Below are 20,399 nucleotides of genomic sequence, written 5' to 3'. Positions count from 1 at the left end.
ACCTTCGGGTCTGTCGGGCTCGTTTACCCCGGTTTTCCAACCTGCGTACGGCTGCCACCCCTCGCTTGGAAACGAACGTGGCAGCTCCAACCTGTAGACGGAGTGTCACCCTATGTTCAAAGCCACACCCAATCCCCCCGAAACCGATCCCCAAGAACTCGATGAAGCCGCCAAGCGCGCCATCGACCATTATCTCGACCCCAAGCCTCAAGCCAAAAAGAAAAAGCCCTCAGGTCAACTGTTCACCGTCGTGGACGGTGTCGACACCGAAAGCCTGCTGGCCAACCTCAGCGAAACTTTGGCCTCAGCCGATGCCATGGTCAGCGACCTTGCCTTCGACCTTAAAGGCTCGCGACGCCATGTTGCCCTTGGCATTCAGCAACTGATCGAGCTGGGCGCTTTATTGGCGAATCGGATGCTGGACAACGTCAATACACAACCCTGACCACACCGCGCGCAGAAGCGAGAAGGCTCGCTTCCACAATTGGACCGGGGTACGACCGGGAGAGCCAGGTCGGCTGTCAGGCCCCCTCGCGAGCAAGCTTTGCTCCCACAGATCTGATGGTTCCCACAGATCTGATGAGGTGTACGACCGCAAGAGCCAGGCCGGCTACTAGGCCGCCTCGCGGCGGACGTTGATCTCGGCGCCCCGTTAACCGCGCTGGGCCATGGATGGCCCTTCGCGGTGGGCCCACGGAGCAATGCCTTCGTTCAGGCACACCGAGCCTAGGCGAGGCACCGAGTGGTGGGGCAGGAGCGCTTTGGTTACTTTTGACTGGGTCGGCTTCCGGGCTTTTCAAAAGTGACCCGCCGTCAGGGCGGAACCCTAAGTCGCCGTGACCGCAGCAACGGATATACACACCAACCCCAATCGGTCGAAACTGACCACAGGAACTGCACTGATTTTTAGTCCAGCACCAGGCTTTGCTCCCACCCCTACGCGTTGTAATCTCCCCGTCACTTTCCCGGCCAAGGCTTCGATCACCCATGACCACTTCCCTCATCCGCATCGCCGCCGCCCTGTTGCTCGGGCCGGATGGTCGAACCCTGCTGGTGCGCAAGCGCGGCACCCGGGCCTTCATGCAGCCGGGCGGCAAGATCGAGGCCCATGAACAGCCCGTGCAGGCGCTGGCCCGTGAGCTGGAGGAGGAGCTCGGGCTGCAGATCGACCCGGCACAGGCCCGTTACCTGGGCGTATTCAGCGCTCCGGCGGCCAACGAGCCGGGGTTTGTCGTGCAGGCCGAGGTGTTTTTGCTGAGCATCGACGCCCCGGTTTCGCCGGCTGCCGAAATTGAAGAGGTGTGCTGGATCGACCCGGCCGGCGACAGCAATCTTTTGCTGGCACCGTTGACAGGCGAGGTGATCCTGCCGTTTTATCGAGCGACACTTCTCGCTACCTGCTGATTCACGCCTCAAGGACTGACGCTCATGATTCCATTGCCGGACCTGTTGATTTTCGCCGCCGCCGCGTTGCTGATGGTACTGACGCCCGGCCCGAACATGATCTACCTGATCTCCCGTTCGATCTGCCAGGGCCGCAAGGCCGGCGTCACCTCCTTGCTGGGGGTGGTGGCGGGGTTCTTCGTGCACATGTTCGCCGCGGCCGCCGGGTTGACGGCGGTGTTCCTGGCGGTGCCTGTGGCCTATGAAGTATTGAAGTGGGCCGGTGCGCTGTACCTGTTGTGGCTCGCCTGGCAGGCCGTGAAGCCGGGCGCGCGTTCGCCCTTCGAGGCCCAGCAGTTGCCAGCGGACTCGACACGCAAGTTGATCACCATGGGTTTTCTCACCAGCGCCCTGAACCCCAAGATCGCGGTGTTCTATTTGTCGGTGTTTCCGCAGTTCATCAGCCCGGAACACGGTTCGCTGTTCACCCAGAGCATTATCCTGGGCCTGACCCAGATCAGCGTCAGTTTCAGCGTCAACCTGCTGATCGCCCTGTTCGCTGCAGGCATTGCCTCATGGTTCGTCCACAACCCGACCTGGCTGGCGGCGCAGCGCTACTTCATGGGGTTTGTCCTCGGTGCGCTGGCGTTGCGACTGATGCTTGAACAACGCAGGACGGCGTGAGCATGTGGATCGAACGGTTGGATGCCAGTCATGCCCTGGCCTACCGCGAGCTGATGCTTGAAGCCTACGATTGCCATCCGCAGGCGTTCACCTCCAGTGTGCGGGAGCGGGCAATGATGCCGTTGAGTTGGTGGGAGGGGCGATTGACCAGCAAGCTCGATGTGCTGCTGGGCGCGTTCGAAGCAGGCAAGTTGGCCGGCATCGTTGGCCTGGCCTTCGAAGCGCGGGAAAAGGCTCGCCACAAGGCAACACTGTTTGGCATGTATGTGTCGGCCGATTTTCGTCAGCACGGTTGGGGTCATGAGCTGGTGCAAGCAGCACTGGCCGAGGCGCAAAACCATCCTGCACTGAAACTCATCCAGCTCACCGTTACCGCCGGCAATGAGGCCGCCTTCAAGTTGTACCAGCGCTGCGGCTTCATCCAGTTCGGACTTGAACCTTTAGCGGTGCGGGTGGGCGAGGATTACTTCGACAAAATCCACATGTGGCGCCAGATATCGATGCCTGAGATCAAGTGCGAAGAGGTCGATTCGCCCCTGTCCCGATAATCGGTCAAGGGTATTTGATCTCTGGCCGTGGACCGGTATAGACGGGCAAATCGGATTCCTGCGCAGGCGCACTCATGCTTCCTGCTCCACTGTTCAATCGCACGATTCTTATGTTTCGTATGCCGAAATCGTTACCGTTACTGCCATCCTGGTCATTGTTTATATACATTCGTACCGTCCCTCTTTCGATGATGGTGAATACGATTGAAAACACGTACCAGACTCCATCCTTGGGGACATGGCGGGGAACGCCACGCCATTGCGGCATGCCGGTATCTGGGTAAAGGATCGGGTTGACCAGCCCCGGAATGTGGCTGTTGTCGGCAACATGGGTTCCTTCGAACGTGAATTGGTATTGCCCGGGAATGAACAGGAAGTCTTGATAGAGGATGACCCCGGCGAAGCCGTATGGGGTGCCTTGGTCGGTGAAGTTGAAAAACGCGTTTACTAATTGATGGTTCATGACGTGCTGACGGATAGATCCGGAACGAGCCGCCAGATAGGGAATCCAGCCGTTATAAGCGTCCGCCAGTGAAGTGTAGTGATCCTCCCATTCCACCGGTGCCGTGCCGATGATGATGGAGCTCGTCGTCGATACATTACTGTTGCCCAATTGATCAACTATCCGGGCGCTCACCGGATGCGTGCCGTCGCCGATCTGCTGAAGGTCAGCGGCCGTCAACGTGTAAGTGATTGGGTTGGCGGGATGAACATAGGGAATCGTTTTACTCCAAGTCCCCACGGTCAGTGTCACCCCATCATATTCGCGCGGGTAGCTGCGGGTTAACGTAAACGTGCCTGGCTGTGCGGGGTTGGCGCTGGCCGGATGGCTGACGGTGATCTCGGATGGCGGGTAATGAAACAGCAGGTCCAGGATCGGGAGCGAGTCATCGTGATTCTGGCTGACCCGAGTCACTCGGTAAAACATTGTATTTGCGCCGTTCACCAGCCATCCCCATGGCAATTCCATGTCTATGCGGTCGTTCTCCTCGCCCACCTTGATGATCTTGATCACTGATGTCGGTTGGCCATTGACCCACAGCTCCACGGAATCATCGATGGCCAGTGGTTTAGAGAGTGTCTTGAGCGGATCAATCACCATGTACAGGCGGATGGACGGCGAGTGAATGGTCAGGGGAATGCCGCCGTGGTAGGTCCCTGTCGGCAGTACGGGTGTCTTCCATCCTGGAATGTACATGGGCCACAGCTCAAGAGCTGCGTCGGCCTGCGATGAGTTGCGGAGGCTGTTCATCTTTTTCTCCTCGGCTGCGGTGCCTGAACTGATTCGGGACAGACACCATCAGAGCGCGAAAGGAGAAGAGTGTCGCCTGTCAGATCTGACAGGCGAGTGCGAGATCAAGACGGATGGTCATTTTGCACACCGAGTGAAACCCCCTGTGCTTCAGCGCACGGCACTGACGCCGTCGAGTGTGGAGAACGACGTGTCCTTGGCCGTCAGCAAAAAGTCGCGCATGTACGGCGCGTCGAGCATGTCGGTGCGCACCGCCGCATACAACGTGGCAAACAAGCCTTTCTCCCCCAGCCGCTTGGCCTTCACGTAGCCCCGCGAGCTGTATTCATGCAGGGCCCAGTGCGGCATGCCGCAGACGCCGCGACCGCTGGCCACCAGTTGCATCATCATCACCGTCAGTTCAGAGGTGCGCACCTGGGCCGGTTCAATGTCGGCTGGCTCCAGGAAGCGGGTGAAGATGTCCAGCCGATCACGCTCCACCGGGTAGGTGATCAGGGTTTCGCTGATCAGGTCCTCGGGGACGATGTACGCCTTGCCCGCCAGTCGATGCTGGTTGGCCACGGCGAGCATCGCTTCGTAGGTGAACAACGGCACGTAGGTGATGCCGGCCAGCTCCAGCGGGTCGGAGGTCACCACCAGGTCGAGGTCGCCCCGGGCCAGGGCTGGCAACGGCGCGAAGGCGAAGCCCGAGGCCAGGTCCAGTTCGACTTCCGGCCAGGCATCGCGGAACTGGTCGATGGTCGGCATCAACCACTGGAAGCAGCTATGGCACTCGATGGCCATGTGCAGCCGTCCGGCGGTGCCGCCCGCCAGGCGGGCGATGTCCCGTTCGGCGCCGCGCAGCAAGGGCAGGGCGGCATCGGCCAGTTGCAACAGGCGCAGGCCGGCGCTGGTGAAGCGTACTGGCTTGGTCTTGCGCACGAACAACTGCATGCCCAGGCGCTCCTCCAGTTCCTTGAACTGGTGGGAGAGGGCGGACTGGGTCAGGTGCAGCCGTTCGGCGGCTTCGACCAGACTGTCGGCTTCGCGCAGGGCGTGCAGGGTCTTGAGGTGACGGAGTTCAAGCACCGGAGTAGCTCCATGAGTAAAACTTGTGATCAACACGAAAAGGTTGAGTTTGTCTCATGTAGGGTCAGCTGTCGACAATGGCGCCATCTTTTACAGGAGGACGCACACCATGGCCCTGGCCCACACCCTCGGTTTCCCGCGCATCGGCGCCGACCGCGAACTGAAAAAAGCCCTCGAAGCCTACTGGAAGAGCGACCTGGCCCCGGCCGCGCTGCAAGCGGTGGGGCGCGAACTACGGGCCCGGCACTGGCAACTGCAGAAAGACGCCGGCATCGACCTGCTGCCCGTCGGCGACTTTGCCTGGTACGACCAGGTGCTCACTCACTCCTTGACCCTGGGCGCGGTTCCACAGCGTTTCCACAGTACCTTGAATGCCCAGGGCCGGCCGACCCTCGACACCCTGTTCGCCATGGCCCGTGGCGCCACGGCCAGTTGCTGCGGTGCCGACCACGGTCAGGCGCAATACGCCCAGGAGCTGACCAAGTGGTTCGACACCAACTACCATTACCTGGTCCCGGAGTTTTCCGCCGACCAGACCTTCGCCCTGAGCTGGGAACAGTTGTTCGATGAAGTGGACGAGGCTCATGCCTTGGGCCATCAGGTCAAACCGGTGATCATCGGCCCGTTGACCTACTTGTGGCTGGGCAAGGCCAAGGGCGAGGCGTTCGACAAGCTCGACCTGCTGGAGCGCCTGCTGCCGGTCTACGGTGAAATCCTCAACCGCCTCAAGGCCCAGGGCGTGGAATGGGTGCAGATCGACGAACCGATCCTTACCCTCGATCTGCCTCAAGCCTGGAAGAGCGCTTTCGAGCGGGCTTATCACATCCTCCAGTACTCGCCGCTGAAAAAACTCGTGGCCACCTATTTCAGTGGCCTGCAAGACAACCTCGGCCTGGCGGTGAGCCTGCCGGTGGACGGCTTGCACATCGACGCGGTACGTGACCCGGAACAACTGGGCCAGGTGCTGGACCGCCTGCCGACCTACAAGATTCTCTCGGTGGGCCTGGTCAACGGGCGCAACGTCTGGCGCTGCGAACTGGAACAGGCGCTGGCGCAGTTGCAACCGGCCCAGGAGCGCTTTGGCGACAACCTCTGGGTCAGCACCTCGTGCTCGCTGCTGCACAGCCCGGTGGACCTGGAGCGTGAAGACCGCCTCGATCCGGAACTCAAGAGCTGGCTCGCCTTTGCCGTGCAGAAGTGCGGTGAAGTCGCGGTGCTGCGCGATGCCCTGAACGATCCCCAGGCCCACGCTGTGCAGCAGGCCTTGGCCGACAGCCGCCAGGTGCAGGCCAGTCGCGCCAGCTCGGCACGCATTCACAAACCCGCGGTCCAGGCGCGCCTGGCGGCAATCGGGCCACAGGACAGCCAGCGGCGTTCACCGTTTGCCAAACGCATCGAAGGCCAGCGCGCCCGACTGAAACTGCCGGCCTTTCCCACCACCACCATCGGTTCCTTCCCGCAGACCCCGGCCATTCGCCTGGCACGCCAGGCCTACAAGCAAGGCAAGTTGTCGGCCAACGACTATCAGGACGCCATGCACACCGAGATCCGCCATGCCGTGCAGATCCAGGAGCGCCTGGGCCTGGACGTGCTGGTGCACGGTGAAGCCGAGCGCAACGACATGGTGGAATACTTTGCCGAGCAACTGGACGGCTACGTCTTCACCCGTTTCGGTTGGGTGCAGAGCTACGGTTCGCGCTGCGTGAAACCGGCGATCATCTATGGCGACATCAGTCGGCCGAGCGCCATGACCGTCGACTGGATCCGCTACGCGCAAAGCCTGACCGACAAGGTCATGAAAGGCATGCTCACCGGCCCCGTGACCATGCTGATGTGGTCGTTCCCCCGCGAAGACGTGTCGCGCCAGGTCCAGGCGCAACAACTGGCCCTGGCCCTGCGGGACGAAGTGCTGGACCTGGAAAAGGCCGGGATCAAGATTGTGCAGATCGACGAGGCGGCGTTCCGCGAAGGGTTGCCGCTGCGTCGCGGGCAATGGCAGGAGTACCTGGATTGGGCGGTTGACGCGTTCCGTTTGTGCGCGTCGGGGGTGGGCGACGAAACCCAGATCCATACCCACATGTGCTACAGCGAATTCAATGATGTGATCAAGGCCATCGCCGACATGGACGCCGATGTCATCACCATCGAGACTTCGCGTTCGGACATGGAGTTGTTGGAGGCTTTCGAGGCGTTCGACTACCCGAACGACATCGGCCCGGGCGTCTACGACATCCACTCGCCACGGGTGCCGGACACGGCTGAGATGGTTGCGCTGATGAGCAAGGCGGTAAAACGGATCGCCGCCGAGCGGCTGTGGATCAACCCCGACTGCGGGTTGAAAACCCGGGGCTGGCCGGAAACGGAAGCGGCACTGGTGAACATGGTGGCGGCGGCGCGGCAGTTGCGTAGCCAGCTGGCCTGAAGCTGACGCCTGGGCGGGTACCTGTGGGAGCAAAGCTTGCTCGCGATGAAGCCAGCGCGATTTCTCTGGAATCGAGGTGCCTGTATCGCGAGCAAGCTTTGCTCCCACAGATACATCCTTACCCACAGATATATCCTTCGCGCAGGCAACCATTCGGCAATCTTCATCAAACTGTCACGCAACTGTGGCAGCGCGCTTGAACAAACTTCATCAGACTCGCGCTCTACTGGGGTTCTGCGTTTCGGTGTTTCTTCATGCGTGTATTCATTTTCCTGGCCGCGTTGTTTTTCGGCCTGCCGTCGATGGCGGCTTCTCGGTGTGACATCAATGTTGCGACCCAACGGGTCGATCTGGATCAGGTGAGCCTGGCCTACCAGAGCGTTGGCCGTGCTTCGGATCCGGCGCTGTTGCTGGTGATGGGCCTGGGTGGGCAGTTGATCCATTGGCCGGACGAAGTGGTGGTCGCCCTGTGCGAGCAGGGTTTCCGGGTGATTCGCTACGACAACCGCGACGTCGGCCTGTCCACCTGGCGCCAGGCTCCCGGCAGCGCCAACCTGACCTTCGAAGCCCTGCGCTACAAACTCGGCTTGCCCGTGGCCGCGCCTTATACCTTGACCGACATGGCCGATGATGGGCTGGGGCTGATGGACGCCTTGCAGGTGCAAAGCTTCCATGTGTTGGGCGTGAGCATGGGCGGGATGATCGCCCAGCACATGGCCGCCATGGCGCCGCAGCGGGTCGAAAGCTTGACCCTGATCATGACCAGTTCCGGTGCCGAAGGCTTGCCCGCACCCAGCGCCGCGCTGGTGCAGTTGCTGTCGCGGCGCAGTGCGCCGAATCGCGAAGCGGCCCTGCAGCAGCAGGCCGATCTGCTGGCCGCGTTGGGCAGCCCGATGGTGGTGGATGATCGCCAGGCATTGCTGCATCAGGCCGCCGTGGCCTATGACCGGGCCTTCAACCCCGAAGGCGTGAAGCGCCAGATCATGGCGATCATGGCCGAGCCGAGTCGGGTTACGCTGCTCAATCAACTGCGGGTGCCGACCCTGGTGGTCCACGGCACCGCCGACCCTTTGCTGCCGGTGATGCACGGCGTGCATCTGGCGGCGCACATCCAAGGCAGCCAGTTGAAGTTGATCCCGGGCCTGGCCCATCGTTTCCAGGAGGCATTCAAGGCGCCGTTGCTGGGGGCCGTGTTGCCGTATCTGCAGCAGCACCGTGAAGACACGTCGCACTGGGCGCAGATCGAGCCGGTGCAGGCGCCTAATCTGCTCTGATCTTGATCGTTCCCACGCTCTGCGTGGGAATGCATCCCGTGACGCTCCGCGTCACCTTCCAGAAGCGGAACGCGGAGCGTCCCTGGCGGCATTCCCACGCAGGAGCGTGGGAATGATCAAGACCGCGTCGCCTTCATCGCGGGCAAGCCTTGCTCCCACAGGACCGCGCCTGGGCCTGCTCCACCAACCACCCCATCAATTCCTGCAACGGCCCCGACACTTGGGGTTTGTGCGGGTGCACCAGGTGATAACCCAGGCCGGTCTTGACCTTCAGCTCGAACGGCATCACCAGCCGGCCGGCGCTCAGGTCGTCGCCGATCAGCGACCAGTCGCCAATCGCCACGCCAGTGCCTTGGGAAGCCATGGACATCGCCAGGTCCAGGGTTTCGAAATGCTGGCCCTTGCTGACATTGCTCAAGTGCACATCGGCCGCCGCCAGCCAGGCGTTCCAGTCGCGCTCGTCACGGGTGGGGTGCAACAGCAGGTGTTGTTGCAGGTCGGCGGGTTCACGCAGCGGCACCGGGCCTTCCAGGATCGGGCGAGAGCAGACGGGCGTCAGTTGTTCATCGAACAGATGCACGCACGCCAGCGAGGCGTCAGGTGGTGGGCCATAGACCACCGCGGCGTCGAAGGCTTCGCGCTGGAAGTCCACGCCGTGCCTGACCGTGGTGGTCAGTTCCACCGGCACGTCCGGCCGTTCCTTCTGCCATTGCAACAGGCGCGGCAGCAGCCAGCGCATCACGCAGGTCGGAGCCTTGAGTTGCAGGGTCTGGCGTTTTTCGCCGACCTGCTCGACCGCTTCGCCGATCAGGCTGAACACCTGCTGCACTCGGGGTAGCCAGGCCTGGCCTTCGGCGGTCAGGCTCAGGCCGCGTGCCTGGCGCTGGAACAGCGCATAACCCAGATGATCTTCCAGCCCGGCGATCTGCCGGCTCACCGCGCCCTGGGTGATGTGCAGTTGTTCGGCGGCCCGGGTGAAGTTGCAGCATTGGGCCGTGATCAGAAACGTGTGCAGCGCCGGCAGCGGGGGAAGTCGTTTCATTTCGGATCCAAGCCATGACGTGAGGACATGGCTAGTATGACTTTTTATCCATTGTTGCCGCTATGGTCGGACCGTTCCAATAACGCCATTCCCAAGACAAAAAAGGGTCCCGCCGCAGGCTGTGCGAGGCCCTTTACACGACAAGAAAAAGGCAATGGCAATGGCGACGTGCGGCGAAGTATTGGTCAAGTTACTCCAAGCGTATGGCGTGGAGCAGGTGTTCGGCATTCCTGGCGTGCACACCGTCGAGTTGTACCGCGGGCTGGCCCGTTCCAGCATCCGCCATGTGACCCCGCGTCATGAACAGGGCGCAGGCTTCATGGCCGATGGTTACGCCCGGGTCAGCGGCAAGCCCGGCGTGTGTTTCATCATCACCGGCCCCGGCATGACCAACATCACCACCGCCATGGGCCAGGCCTACGCCGATTCGATCCCGATGCTGGTGATCTCCAGCGTGCAGTCGCGCAGCCAGTTGGGCGGCGGGCGCGGCAAGTTGCATGAACTGCCGAACCAGGCTGCATTGGTGGGTGGGGTGGCGGCGTTTTCCCACACGCTGATGTCCGCCGCTGAATTGCCCGGCGTGCTGGCTCGGGCGTTCGCCGTGTTCCAGGCTGGACGCCCGCGGCCGGTGCACATCGAAATTCCGTTGGACGTGCTGGTCGAAGACGCCGATGCCCTGCTCGCCAGCGTGCCGGTGAACATCAACCGCGCCGGAGCTGCGCCGAGTGCCGTGGCGCAAATGGCGGCAACGCTGGCATCGGCCAAGCGGCCATTGATCCTGGCCGGCGGCGGAGCCCTCGACGCGGCGGCCGAATTGACCGAACTGGCCGAACGCCTCGGCGCGCCAGTGGCGTTGACCATCAATGCCAAGGGCCTGTTGCCGGCCCGCCATCCGTTGCTGATCGGCTCCACCCAGAGCCTGGTCGCCACCCGCGCGTTGGTGGCCGAGGCGGATGTGGTGCTGGCCATCGGCACCGAGCTGGCCGAGACCGACTACGACATTACCTTCGCCGGCGGCTTCGAGATCCCCGGTGCGCTGCTGCGCATCGACATCGACCCGGACCAGACCGTGCGCAACTACCCGCCGCACCTGGCGCTGGTGGCCGACGCCCGCGTCGCCGCCCGGGCCGTGCTCGACGCCTTGAGCCAGCACCCCTTGGCCGAGCGCCGTGACGATTGGGGCGCGACGCGTGCCGCCCGGTTGCGCGCGGATCTTCAAGGCAGTTGGGACGCGGCGACCCGTGCCCAGACCTTGTTTCTCGACACCGTCTTGCAAGCGCTGCCGGAGGCGGTGTTCGTCGGCGATTCGACCCAACCGGTGTACACCGGCAACCTGACCTTCAACCCGGAGCAGCCACGCCGCTGGTTCAATTCATCCACCGGCTACGGCACCCTCGGCTACGCCTTGCCAGCGGCCATTGGTGCCTGGCTAGGTGGCAAGGACCGGGGCCACGGTCGCCCGCCGGTGGTGTGTTTGATTGGCGACGGCGGGTTGCAGTTCACCCTGCCGGAACTGGCCAGCGCCGTGGAGGCGCGCACGCCGGTGATCGTGCTGCTGTGGAATAACCAGGGCTACGAAGAGATCAAGAAATACATGGTCAACCGCGCCATCGAACCGGTGGGCGTGGACATCTACACCCCGGATTTCATCGGCGTCGCCAAGGCCTTGGGCTGCGCTGCCGAAGCCATCGACGGCGTGGCGCAACTGCACGCCGCGTTGCTCACCGCTTGCGACCGGCAGGGCCCGACGCTGATCGAGATCGACCAGGCAACCTGGATGGCGCAGGTGTCGAAATGAATTTTCCTACGACGCAAGACGGGCTGTACATCGACGGTGAGTGGTTGGCCGGCGATCAACCGCTGCGGGTGATCAACCCGGCGACCGAAGCGCTGCTGACCACCGTTTATGGCGGCGATGAGGGCGCTGTCGATCAGGCGTTGAACGCGGCGACCCAGGCTTTCACGCACTGGTCGAACACCACCGGCGCCGAGCGTGGCGCGATTCTGCGCCGGATTGCCGCTGGCGTGCGGGACGCTCGTGAACGGTTGATGCACCTGCAATCGAGCAACAACGGCAAACCGCTGTTCGAAGCGGCCATCGATGTCGACGATGTGGTCGCCACCTTCGAGTATTACGCCGAGTTGGCCGAAGGCCTGGACGCCCGGCAAGACAGCCCGCTGGCATTGCCCAGTGCTGATTTCAGCGCACGCCTGCGCCGCGAACCCTGCGGCGTGGTCGGCCTGATCGTGCCGTGGAATTTCCCGATGGTCACCACGGCCTGGAAACTCGCCCCGGCGTTGGCTGCCGGCTGCTGCGTGGTGCTCAAGCCGTCGGAGGTCACGCCGTTGCCGGAGCTGGAACTAGCGTCGATCATCGCCGAATGCGGGTTGCCCGACGGCGTGTTCAACCTGGTCTGCGGCACGGGCCTGGCAGTTGGGGCGCCATTGGCGGCGGACCCGCGCGTGGCAAAGATTTCCTTCACCGGCAGCAATGCGGTGGGTGTGCAGGTGATGCAACGGGCGGCGGAAACGGTGAAGGGCGTGAGCCTGGAACTGGGCGGCAAATCGTCCCTGCTGGTGCTGGCCGATGCCGACCTGGACCTGGCGGTGGAGCTGGCCTGCGGTGGTGGTTTCTTCAATGCCGGGCAGATGTGTTCGGCCACCAGTCGTGTGTTGGTCGCCGATGAACTGGCCGATGAATTCCTGCAACGGCTCAAGACCCGCGCCGAGGCGATCCGCGTGGCCGACCCGTTCGACCCGGATGTGGAGATGGGCGCGCTGGTGAACCAGGCGCAATACCAGCGGGTGCTGGGGCACATCGACCGTGGCTTGAGCGCCGCAGCGACGCTGGTGTGCGGTGGGCAGCGACCCGCGCATCTGCCGCGCGGCTTTTTTTTACAGCCGACAATCTTTACCGACGTGCCCCTGGACAGTGCGTTGTGGTGCGAAGAGATCTTCGGGCCTGTGTTGTGCGTACGCCGTTTCAGCACCCCGGCGCAGGCGATCGCCCTGGCCAACGACAGCCGTTTCGGCCTGGTGGCCAGCGTGGTCAGCCGTGATACGGCGGCTGCCGAAGAGGTGGCCAACGCTTTGCAGGCAGGGCTGGTGTGGATCAACGCGCCGCAGGTGATTTTCCCCCAGGCGGCGTGGGGCGGTTACAAACAGAGCAGTCTCGGCCGCGAATTGGGGCCCTGGGGATTGGCCGCGTTTCAGGAAATCAAGCATGTGATCCGGGCGGTCTGACGGCACGTTATCAGGTCACGCATGCCTCGAAAAAAGGCATGCGCCAGGAACATGGCTCCAATGAGTTTTTTTCGATAGTCAGGGATTTTGCACAACCTCAGGATGGCCGCAGACGGCGGTGAAGCCCTTGTTGTACGGGGCTTTGCTCGACGTCGAACGGTGCGGGCGCAACGGTTTTTACCCACCTCATACTTAAAAGAATAAAGGGAGTCCTCCATGGGCGAGCATGATCTGAACAGACGTCAATTCATCAAGACTGCAAGTGTGGTTTCGGTAGCGGCGGCCGCCATGAGCGTGCCCTTCATCAGCGCCCGGGCCAGCGATACGCGGTTCGTCGGCAAGACCCTGCGCCTGCTCACCTGGTCCGATGACACCGGGCTGGCGGCGTTGCGCAACATCGCCGCCACCTTCGAGGCCAAGACCGGGGCCAAGGTCATTGCCGACCGCACCGGAAGTACCTCGGAAATGGTCGCCAAGCTCAAGGCCGGTGGCGACCGGCCGCAGTACGACATCATCACCCTGGCCGGCGTCGGCGCCGAGGGCCTGGCCGCCGCCGGGCTGCTGGAAAAGCCCGACCTCAACCGCATTCCCAACCTGGCCGATGTGCCGGCGCAATACCGCACCGGCGCCGGCGGCCATGGCATCGGTTATTTGCTGTGGTGCAACAGCCTGGTCTACAGCACCCGGACCTTGAGTCAGGCGCCGGACAGTTACGCCGCGCTTTGGGATGCGGAGCTGGCACCGAACATCTTCCTGCCGCCGCCGAACTGGACCGAGGCCATGGACCTGATCATCATCGCCGCCAAGCTGGCCGGTGGTGACGAACACAACATCGAGCCCGGTTTCAAGAAACTCGCCGAGCTCAAGGACCGGGTGGTGACTCTGGGGGAAAACCCGAACCAGATCGCCGAGTTGTTTCGCACCGGCTCCCTGGACATGGGCGGCTTGTATGCGCCAGCGTTTTTTCCCAAGCAGATCCGCGACCCGGCCTACAGCCTGGGGGCGACGTTCGGCATGAAGGAAGGTTTCTATACCGACCTGATGCTCTCGGTCATGCCGAAAAACCGCCCGGGCGACACCGACCTGGCCTACGCCTTCATCGACCACTCCCTCGACCCGCTGGTGCAGGGCAAGATGGCCGAAGACATCTTCAACGGCCCGGTCAACGCCAAGGCCATCATCTCCAGCGAAGCGCGCAAGAGCCCCTACATCCTCACCCCGGAGCAAATCGCCGACAAAGCGATCATGCACGACAACGCCTTCCTGGCGACGGTGCATGACCAATGGATCCGCCGGTACACGGAAATTTTCTCTTCCTGAAACGCATGCCAGACACCGGCTGCCCAGCAATGCGGCCTCTGTGACCGCCCGAGAACCAGTGTGGGAGCGGGCTTGCTCGCGATAGCGGTGAGTCAGTTGCTGGAGATGCTGACTGTGCCGTCGCCATCGCGAGCAAGCTCGCTCCCACAGGGGCATTGGGGTGTGCATTGGTCTTGCGGCCCAGCCGAGAACCAGTGTGGGAGCGAGCTTGCTCGCGATAGCGGTGGTTCAGTTGATGGAGATGCTGACTGTGCTGTCGCCTTCGCGAGCAGGCTCGCTCCCACAGGGGATTGGGTTGTTTTGAGATTGTGTTTGTTCTGTCGTTTTCCACTGACGAGATCTTGCCATGGAACACCTACCGTTAACCCATCACCAGAGTGTCGCGCCCATGCGTCCACCCCGGGAGATTTCCCCCACCCGCCGAGCCTGGCTGTTCCTGTCGCCGTCGATGTTGTTTCTCGGCGTGCTGATCGCTGCCAGCCTGTTGGTGCTGCGCATGAGCGTCGGCACCAAGGGTGCGGAGTGGAGTGGGTTCAGCCTCGCCAGCTACGGGCAGTTGCTGGAGCCTTATTACCTCAAGTCCCTGCTGCTGACCTTGCGCCTTGCGTTGATCAGTGCGGTGATCGCCGTGCTGCTGGCGATCCCTGTGGCCTACACCATGTCGCGCCTGGCCTCGCCGTTGTTGCGGCGGGTGTTCCTGGCGGCGGTGCTGTTACCGCTGTTGGTCAACCTGCTGCTGCAAAGCTATGGCTGGCTGGTGATCCTCGGCCCTGCCGGCATGCTCAATCAGGCGCTCATGGGCCTGGGCCTTATCAAGCGGCCGATCATGCTGCTGTACAACCAGAATGGTGTGTTGATGGGCCTGGTCCAGACGGCCTTCCCGCTGGCCGTGCTGCCCATCGCCAGCGCCATGCGTGGCGTTGCCCGCAGTTATGAAGAGGCCGCCGCCACCCTCGGCGCGAGCCGCTTCCAGGTGTTTCGCCAAGTGGTGCTGCCCATGAGCCTGCCAGGGATCATTACCGGCGCGACGCTGGTGTTTGCCTACAACGCCAGCAGCTTTGTCGTGCCGCTGCTGTTGGGTGGGCGGCGGGTGCCGATGTTGGCGGTGATGGTCCACGACCAGATTGCCCCGTTGATGAACTGGCCCGCCGCGTCCGCTGCAGGGGTGGTGCTGATTGTCACCACGCTGATGATCATGACCCTGTCCGAATATTTCACCGGCCGTCGTCGACGGATGCTGGAGGCTTCTCAATGACCGCGTTGAGCAAAAAACGCCAGTCGCTGTTGCCCGGTGAAACCGGGCGCGCAGTGGGGCTGCTGTCGGGTTTCATCCTGTTGCTGGCGGTGCTGCCGATCCTGACCATGATCGTCATGTCCTTCAGCGGCGCGGCGAACCTGGACTTTCCGCCGAGCAGCTACAGCCTGCAATGGTATCGGGCGGCGTGGCACACCTTCGTATCGCCGGATGCCAGCGACGTGCTGAGCCTGGGCCAGGCCATGGGCACCAGTTTGTTGGTGGCCTGCCTGACGATGATTTTCGCTACGCTGATCGCGGTGCCGGCGGCCTACGCGCTGACCCGTTGCGAGTTCCGTGGCAAGGCCGTGGCGTTGCAACTGATGTCGCTGCCGCTGGTGTTTCCCATGGTGGTGCTGGGGTTGGCGCTGCTGCTGGTGTTCGACAGCCTGCCATTCCAGATGACCACCTCGCGACTGGTCATTGCCCACGTGATCCTCGCCTTGCCGTTCGTGGTGAAAAACTGCACCGCCGCCATGCTCGGTATCGGCAGTGAAGTCGAAGAAGCCGCGCGAATGCTCGGGGCGACACCACGGCGGGCCATCGTCGATGTGGTGGTGCCGTTGATGAAGTCGGGGATTCTCGCCGGGATGCTGCTGGCGTTCATTGTCTCGTTCAACGAATTCACCGTGACCTATTTCCTCTACACCATCGATGTCATGACCGTGCCGATCTGGATGTACAGCCGCACCGTGTCGTCGCTGGACCCCACCGTTTTCTCGTTTGCCGTGCTCATCGTGCTGATCGATTTCGTGTTGATCTGGGCGTTGGAGAAGCTGGTGGGCGAGGGCGGCGTTTCCTTTTGATTTCGAGGTGAAGACATGACTGGACTGATACTGGAAAACGTCGAGAAGCATTACGGCTCGGCCTGCGCGGTCACGGACGTGAACCTGCATTTGCCCGAGGGCAAACTGGTGTGTTTCCTCGGGCCTTCGGGCTGTGGCAAGACCACCTTGCTACGCATGATCGCCGGCCTGGAAAGCCTCAGCGGCGGCGAAATCCGCCTGGATGGCCAAGACATCGGCCACACCCCGGCGCACCTGCGCAACTTCGGCATGGTGTTTCAATCGCTGGCCCTGTTTCCCCACATGACCGTCGGCGAGAACATCGCCTATCCGCTGAAGCTGCGGGGCGTGGGCAAGGTCGAGCAACAGGCGCGGGTGGTGGAGTTGCTGGAACTGATCCAGCTCCAGGCGATGATCGACCGGCCCGTGGCGAAACTGTCCGGCGGCCAGCGCCAGCGCGTGGCGATTGCCCGGGCCATTGCCGCCCGGCCGAAAATCCTCCTGCTGGACGAACCGCTGTCGGCTCTGGACGCGAAGTTGCGCGAGTCGATGCAAGTGGAAATCCGCCAACTGCAACAGCGGTTGAACATCACTACCATTTTGGTGACCCACGATCAGCGCGAAGCCATGACGATGGCTGACATCGTCGTGGTGCTGGGGGAGCATCGGGTGCAACAGGTCGGTACGCCGATCGAGATCTACCGGCACCCCGCCAATGAGTTCGTCGCCGACTTCATCGGCTCAGGCAACATTTTTCCGGCGACCACCCTGGGCAACGGACGGGTCGGGCTGCCGGGCGGGGACACGCTGGACGTGCCGGCCAGCCATAGCGTCATCGCTGGCGAGAAGATCAAGTTGCTGGTGCGCCCCGAAGACCTGCAACTGTCCTCGCCCCAGGCCTCGGCGGGTAACCGGTTGCTGGGCAAGGTGACGTTCGTGCGGGACATTGGCGCGACCGTCGAGACCACGGTGGAGTGTTCCGGGATCTCGTTCACGGCGCTGAACACGCCTTGCCAGGGCATGGACCTGGGCATTGGGCATGCGGTGTCGGTGACCATACCGGCGCAGGCGTGTCGGTTGCTCGGTGCCTGAGTTCAAGAAATGAGGTGCTTTTACTGGCCTCATCGCGAGCAAGCTCGCTCCCACAGTTGATTGTTGTGAACAGCGAACCCCTGTGGGAGCGAGCTTGCTCGCGATGGGGCCGGCCCAGTCAACACAAACCCCAGGTCAAACAGTCATCCGCAACCGCGCCAGATCCCGCAACGGCGGCGCGCCGAACAACCGGCTGTACTCGCGGCTGAACTGCGAAGGGCTTTCATAACCCACCCGATACCCCGCCGCCGAGGCTTCCAGCCCTTCGGCGAGCATCAGCCTGCGGGCTTCCTGCAGGCGCAGTTGCTTCTGGTATTGCAGCGGGCTCATGGCAGTCATGGCCTTGAAGCGGTGATGCAGGGTCGAGACGCTGAGGTTCACTTCCCGGGCCAGGTCATCGATGCGCAGCGGCTGTTCGAAATGGCCGTTGAGCCACTTGATCGCCTGGCTGATGCGATGGCTCTGGCTGTTGGCGATGGCGATTTCGTACAACCGATAACCCTGGGGACTGCGCAGCAGGCGATAGAGGATTTCCCGGCGCACCAGCGGCGCGAGCATGGCGATGTCTTTCGGTGTATCGAGCAACCGCGCCAGGCGCAGCACGGCGTCGAGCGTCGGCGTGTCCAGGCGTTCGACATACAGCCCCCGTCCGGCGGGGCGGGTCGGAACACCCAGGGGGCCTGCGTCGGCGATCAGTGCGGTAATTTCCGCCGGGTCGATGTCCAGGCGCAGGGCGAGGATCGGCTCTTGCGGCGAAACGTCCGCGATGCAACCACTCAACGGCATCGACACCGAGACCACCAGGTAATGGAGCGGGTCATAGTTGAAGAGCTCATCCGCCAGGCGCACCTGTTTGCTGCCCTGGGCCATGATGCACAGCGCCGGTTGGGCCAGCACCGGAGCGAACTTTTGAGGCTTGCTGTGGCGCGACAGGTTCAGCGAGCCGATGGCCGTGGCATAGCTGCCGTCTTCGCTGGTGTTGCGGTCGATGATCGACGCCAATTCGGCGCGCTGTTGTTCCAAGTGCGTGTCCAGCGGGACGTGGGCGTGGTCGAGTGGCGACATGCCGGGATCCTCAGGCGATAGGGAGCGATGAACAAAAGCTTATGTTTGTGCAAGGCGCAGCGGTAGCAACATCCTGTTGAAAGCTTGCCTGATCCTGCACGGCGCAAGGGGCCATGACGCTGCAATGCTGTGGAAACTTGCTTGAAACCTTTTGTTTCAACTTCCCTGGTTTCGACCGGATCGATGGCAAATTTTGTGATACCGATGCGCAGGATTGTGCAATGGGTCGGCAGGAATCGACTAACGAAACTGGCGTCGTGGCGCTTAACCTTTGATCCTGTCGCAGCCTGTCCCCGGCTGCACAACGGATTACCTGGGAGGGTTGAACATGACTACACAGATCCCCGTCAGCCACATGGCTTTCGTCCGGGCCCGTGCCGGTTGCTCCAGGCAACTGGGGGCGCGCCTGAGTACGCTGATCGCGCCCTCGCGCCTGGCTCCCGGTTGCTTGCACTTTGCCTTGCAGCAATCGCAATGCGACGCTGATTTGTGGCTGGTGTCCGGGCTCTGGGTCAATCAGCCGTCGATGGATGCCTACTTCAATTCACCGGCCATGGCGATTTTCGCCGAGCTGGTGCAGGACCTGGTGGTGAGCAGCCTGGATTTTCATACCTTCAGGGAAGTCTCCGCCGCCCAGGCGACCGAAGGGTGCCGGGCGCAGGTACACAAACTGGCCGGTTGAAGGTTTAATGAGCGTCATTTTCCACCGCCAGGATGCACAAGACATGGCACGCAAAGCCTTTGAAACCTTTGAAGCTGTTTCCGCCGTCGTTCCCAAGGAAGGCGGCGGCTACCATGCCGCCATCGCCACCAAGGCCATCGGCGGCTCAGGTGCGCCGCGTTTCAACAAGATCCTTGAAGAGCAGACCTTCGAGACCGCCGTCAAAGCCGATGAAGCGGCAGCCCTGCAACTGACCCACCTCAAGGGCGTCGACGACGAGGGCGGGTTGCTCTGGAACCCACGAGATTAACGCTGTGGGAGCAAGGCTTGCCCGCGATGAAGGCAACGCGGTCGGTCTTGGGAACCGAGGGGCCTGCATCGCGGGCAAGCCTTGCTCTCACAGTGCAGCCTTCTATCGAGGGCGATGCATCTTGAACAACGCCTCAGGCCCCAACTGGAAATAATCCGCCGGCCCGCCACCGCGCAAGATCGGCTCGGCGGCGGCGGTATCGTATACCCCATCCTTCAACAGCCACTTGGCGATATGCACGGCGACCACTTCGCCGAGGATCAGCCAGCTTGGCACCAGCCCTTTGTCCGCCCGCTGCAGTTGAATGATCTGCGTGACCTTGCATTCGAAGGACACCGGGCTTTCGGCGACGCGCGGAACCTGGATTACCCGTGACGACGCTGTCGTCAAACCCGCCAGTTCGAACTCATTGACCTCTGGCGCGACCATCGCGCAGCTCTGGTTCATCTGCTCGGCCAGCGGGCGCGTGGCCAGGTTCCAGGCGAATTCGCCGGTCTGTTCGATGTTGTTCAGGCTGTCTTTGCGCCCGACGCTGGAGAACCCAATGATCGGCGGAATGTAGTTGAAGGCGTTGAAGAAACTGTAGGGTGCCAGGTTCAGGCGGCCTTCGGCATCCTGGGAAGAAATCCAGCCGATGGGGCGCGGGCCAACAATGGCGTTGAACGGGTCATGGGGCAGGCCGTGGCCGTTGGCGGGTTCGTAGAAATGGATATCGTCGGGCATCGGCCGGGTCCTGAATGGTTTGAAAACGAAGGGATAGTGCAAGGGTTGGTGAGTTATTTCCAGCCGAGCAAGCAAAACCTGAGCGCCCGATACCTCTGTGGGAGCGAGCCTGCTCGCGATAGCTGTTTACGACGCGCAACCGTTGCCGCGTCGGATGATGTCATCGCGAGCAGGCTCGCTCCCACATTAGTTCTTCAGTGATTTTCACTTTGTGCTCGACTAAGACTGCCCGT

At 62.4% G+C, this 20,399-nt stretch carries 19 protein-coding genes; 14 read left to right on the top strand and 5 right to left on the bottom strand.

Annotation, left to right across the window (positions count from 1 at the left end; genetic code table 11):
* The first annotated feature begins 112 nt into the window (after positions 1-112).
* The 4 genes from F7R20_RS09440 to F7R20_RS09415 all read left to right on the top strand — a co-directional run bounded on the left by F7R20_RS09440 (position 113) and on the right by F7R20_RS09415 (position 2,615).
* Positions 113-445 carry a DUF6124 family protein gene (locus F7R20_RS09440; protein WP_003205177.1) on the top strand — a complete coding sequence of 111 codons (333 nt, stop codon included), beginning with the start codon at positions 113-115 and terminating at the stop codon, positions 443-445.
* A gap of 542 nt (positions 446-987) precedes the next feature.
* Entirely contained in the window at positions 988-1,404 is a 417-nt protein-coding gene (locus F7R20_RS09425; RefSeq protein WP_003205175.1) for an NUDIX hydrolase, read from the top strand.
* Positions 1,405-1,428: 24 nt separating this feature from the next.
* Complete coding sequence (locus F7R20_RS09420; RefSeq protein WP_003205173.1) at positions 1,429-2,067, top strand: LysE family translocator; 639 nt, start codon at positions 1,429-1,431, stop codon at positions 2,065-2,067.
* 2 nt (positions 2,068-2,069) lie between these two features.
* On the top strand, positions 2,070-2,615 hold the full coding sequence (locus F7R20_RS09415; protein WP_003205171.1) for a GNAT family N-acetyltransferase: 546 nt from the start codon (positions 2,070-2,072) through the stop codon (positions 2,613-2,615).
* A 4-nt stretch (positions 2,616-2,619) separates the two neighbouring features.
* Here F7R20_RS09415 and F7R20_RS09410 read toward each other — a convergent pair whose 3' ends face one another.
* Together F7R20_RS09410 and metR are read right to left on the bottom strand one after the other, a co-directional pair.
* The gene (locus F7R20_RS09410) at positions 2,620-3,867 is read right to left on the bottom strand and encodes a hypothetical protein (RefSeq protein WP_039013834.1); all 1,248 of its coding nucleotides are present in this window, start codon (positions 3,865-3,867) and stop codon (positions 2,620-2,622) included.
* 150 nt (positions 3,868-4,017) lie between these two features.
* The gene (gene metR / locus F7R20_RS09405) at positions 4,018-4,935 is read right to left on the bottom strand and encodes a transcriptional regulator MetR (protein WP_003205167.1); all 918 of its coding nucleotides are present in this window, start codon (positions 4,933-4,935) and stop codon (positions 4,018-4,020) included.
* A gap of 109 nt (positions 4,936-5,044) precedes the next feature.
* On the opposite strand from metR, the gene metE reads away from it, so the two are divergent.
* Both metE and F7R20_RS09390 read left to right on the top strand, forming a co-directional pair.
* Entirely contained in the window at positions 5,045-7,357 is a 2,313-nt protein-coding gene (gene metE, locus F7R20_RS09400) for a 5-methyltetrahydropteroyltriglutamate--homocysteine S-methyltransferase (RefSeq protein WP_003205166.1), read from the top strand.
* A gap of 254 nt (positions 7,358-7,611) precedes the next feature.
* Complete coding sequence (locus F7R20_RS09390; protein WP_003205163.1) at positions 7,612-8,631, top strand: alpha/beta fold hydrolase; 1,020 nt, start codon at positions 7,612-7,614, stop codon at positions 8,629-8,631.
* Between the two features lie 133 nt (positions 8,632-8,764).
* Here F7R20_RS09390 and F7R20_RS09385 read toward each other — a convergent pair whose 3' ends face one another.
* On the bottom strand, positions 8,765-9,673 hold the full coding sequence (locus tag F7R20_RS09385) for a LysR substrate-binding domain-containing protein (protein WP_003205161.1): 909 nt from the start codon (positions 9,671-9,673) through the stop codon (positions 8,765-8,767).
* Between the two features lie 160 nt (positions 9,674-9,833).
* Here F7R20_RS09385 and F7R20_RS09380 point away from each other — a divergent pair, with 160 nt between their 5' ends.
* From F7R20_RS09380 to F7R20_RS09350, 6 genes are all read left to right on the top strand, one after another.
* The gene (locus F7R20_RS09380; RefSeq protein ID WP_003205159.1) at positions 9,834-11,471 is read left to right on the top strand and encodes a 5-guanidino-2-oxopentanoate decarboxylase; all 1,638 of its coding nucleotides are present in this window, start codon (positions 9,834-9,836) and stop codon (positions 11,469-11,471) included.
* Positions 11,468-12,916 carry an aldehyde dehydrogenase family protein gene (locus F7R20_RS09375; protein ID WP_003205156.1) on the top strand — a complete coding sequence of 483 codons (1,449 nt, stop codon included), beginning with the start codon at positions 11,468-11,470 and terminating at the stop codon, positions 12,914-12,916. The genes F7R20_RS09380 and F7R20_RS09375 overlap by 4 nt, the downstream gene beginning before the upstream one ends.
* Positions 12,917-13,132: 216 nt before the next feature.
* Complete coding sequence (locus tag F7R20_RS09370; protein ID WP_003205153.1) at positions 13,133-14,236, top strand: ABC transporter substrate-binding protein; 1,104 nt, start codon at positions 13,133-13,135, stop codon at positions 14,234-14,236.
* Positions 14,237-14,582: 346 nt separating this feature from the next.
* Positions 14,583-15,491 (top strand): ABC transporter permease, encoded by a 909-nt coding sequence (locus F7R20_RS09360; protein WP_003205151.1) that lies wholly within the window; start codon positions 14,583-14,585, stop codon positions 15,489-15,491.
* A complete protein-coding gene (locus F7R20_RS09355) occupies positions 15,488-16,336 on the top strand; it encodes an ABC transporter permease (protein ID WP_003205149.1) in 849 nt (282 codons plus the stop codon). The genes F7R20_RS09360 and F7R20_RS09355 overlap by 4 nt, the downstream gene beginning before the upstream one ends.
* A 15-nt stretch (positions 16,337-16,351) precedes the next feature.
* On the top strand, positions 16,352-17,407 hold the full coding sequence (locus F7R20_RS09350) for an ABC transporter ATP-binding protein (RefSeq protein WP_003205147.1): 1,056 nt from the start codon (positions 16,352-16,354) through the stop codon (positions 17,405-17,407).
* Between the two features lie 135 nt (positions 17,408-17,542).
* Here the strand turns inward: F7R20_RS09350 and F7R20_RS09345 are convergent, their stop codons facing one another.
* The gene (locus F7R20_RS09345; protein WP_003205146.1) at positions 17,543-18,472 is read right to left on the bottom strand and encodes an AraC family transcriptional regulator; all 930 of its coding nucleotides are present in this window, start codon (positions 18,470-18,472) and stop codon (positions 17,543-17,545) included.
* A gap of 328 nt (positions 18,473-18,800) precedes the next feature.
* Here F7R20_RS09345 and F7R20_RS09340 point away from each other — a divergent pair, with 328 nt between their 5' ends.
* Entirely contained in the window at positions 18,801-19,154 is a 354-nt protein-coding gene (locus F7R20_RS09340) for a putative quinol monooxygenase (protein WP_003205143.1), read from the top strand.
* A 43-nt stretch (positions 19,155-19,197) separates the two neighbouring features.
* Complete coding sequence (locus F7R20_RS09335) at positions 19,198-19,443, top strand: hypothetical protein (RefSeq protein ID WP_027912130.1); 246 nt, start codon at positions 19,198-19,200, stop codon at positions 19,441-19,443.
* A gap of 102 nt (positions 19,444-19,545) precedes the next feature.
* Here F7R20_RS09335 and F7R20_RS09330 read toward each other — a convergent pair whose 3' ends face one another.
* A complete protein-coding gene (locus tag F7R20_RS09330; protein WP_003205140.1) occupies positions 19,546-20,166 on the bottom strand; it encodes a flavin reductase family protein in 621 nt (206 codons plus the stop codon).
* Positions 20,167-20,399 lie beyond the last annotated feature (233 nt).

Source organism: Pseudomonas brassicacearum subsp. brassicacearum, assembly GCF_008801605.1.
GTDB lineage: Bacteria > Pseudomonadota > Gammaproteobacteria > Pseudomonadales > Pseudomonadaceae > Aquipseudomonas > Aquipseudomonas brassicacearum.
Note: the sequence above shows the minus strand (reverse complement) of the source record. Positions and strands in the feature narration are given on the sequence as shown.

Excerpts from the sequence above, each read along its gene's own strand:
- F7R20_RS09440 (WP_003205177.1), top strand. The coding sequence starts at position 113 with ATGTTCAAAGCCACACCCAATCCCCCCGAAACCGATCCCCAAGAACTC.
- F7R20_RS09425 (WP_003205175.1), top strand. The coding sequence starts at position 988 with ATGACCACTTCCCTCATCCGCATCGCCGCCGCCCTGTTGCTCGGGCCG.
- F7R20_RS09420 (WP_003205173.1), top strand. The coding sequence starts at position 1,429 with ATGATTCCATTGCCGGACCTGTTGATTTTCGCCGCCGCCGCGTTGCTG.
- F7R20_RS09415 (WP_003205171.1), top strand. The coding sequence starts at position 2,070 with ATGTGGATCGAACGGTTGGATGCCAGTCATGCCCTGGCCTACCGCGAG.
- F7R20_RS09410 (WP_039013834.1), bottom strand. The coding sequence starts at position 3,867 with ATGAACAGCCTCCGCAACTCATCGCAGGCCGACGCAGCTCTTGAGCTG.
- metE (WP_003205166.1), top strand. The coding sequence starts at position 5,045 with ATGGCCCTGGCCCACACCCTCGGTTTCCCGCGCATCGGCGCCGACCGC.
- F7R20_RS09390 (WP_003205163.1), top strand. The coding sequence starts at position 7,612 with ATGCGTGTATTCATTTTCCTGGCCGCGTTGTTTTTCGGCCTGCCGTCG.
- F7R20_RS09385 (WP_003205161.1), bottom strand. The coding sequence starts at position 9,673 with ATGAAACGACTTCCCCCGCTGCCGGCGCTGCACACGTTTCTGATCACG.
- F7R20_RS09380 (WP_003205159.1), top strand. The coding sequence starts at position 9,834 with ATGGCGACGTGCGGCGAAGTATTGGTCAAGTTACTCCAAGCGTATGGC.
- F7R20_RS09375 (WP_003205156.1), top strand. The coding sequence starts at position 11,468 with ATGAATTTTCCTACGACGCAAGACGGGCTGTACATCGACGGTGAGTGG.
- F7R20_RS09370 (WP_003205153.1), top strand. The coding sequence starts at position 13,133 with ATGGGCGAGCATGATCTGAACAGACGTCAATTCATCAAGACTGCAAGT.
- F7R20_RS09360 (WP_003205151.1), top strand. The coding sequence starts at position 14,583 with ATGGAACACCTACCGTTAACCCATCACCAGAGTGTCGCGCCCATGCGT.
- F7R20_RS09355 (WP_003205149.1), top strand. The coding sequence starts at position 15,488 with ATGACCGCGTTGAGCAAAAAACGCCAGTCGCTGTTGCCCGGTGAAACC.
- F7R20_RS09350 (WP_003205147.1), top strand. The coding sequence starts at position 16,352 with ATGACTGGACTGATACTGGAAAACGTCGAGAAGCATTACGGCTCGGCC.
- F7R20_RS09345 (WP_003205146.1), bottom strand. The coding sequence starts at position 18,472 with ATGTCGCCACTCGACCACGCCCACGTCCCGCTGGACACGCACTTGGAA.
- F7R20_RS09340 (WP_003205143.1), top strand. The coding sequence starts at position 18,801 with ATGACTACACAGATCCCCGTCAGCCACATGGCTTTCGTCCGGGCCCGT.
- F7R20_RS09335 (WP_027912130.1), top strand. The coding sequence starts at position 19,198 with ATGGCACGCAAAGCCTTTGAAACCTTTGAAGCTGTTTCCGCCGTCGTT.
- F7R20_RS09330 (WP_003205140.1), bottom strand. The coding sequence starts at position 20,166 with ATGCCCGACGATATCCATTTCTACGAACCCGCCAACGGCCACGGCCTG.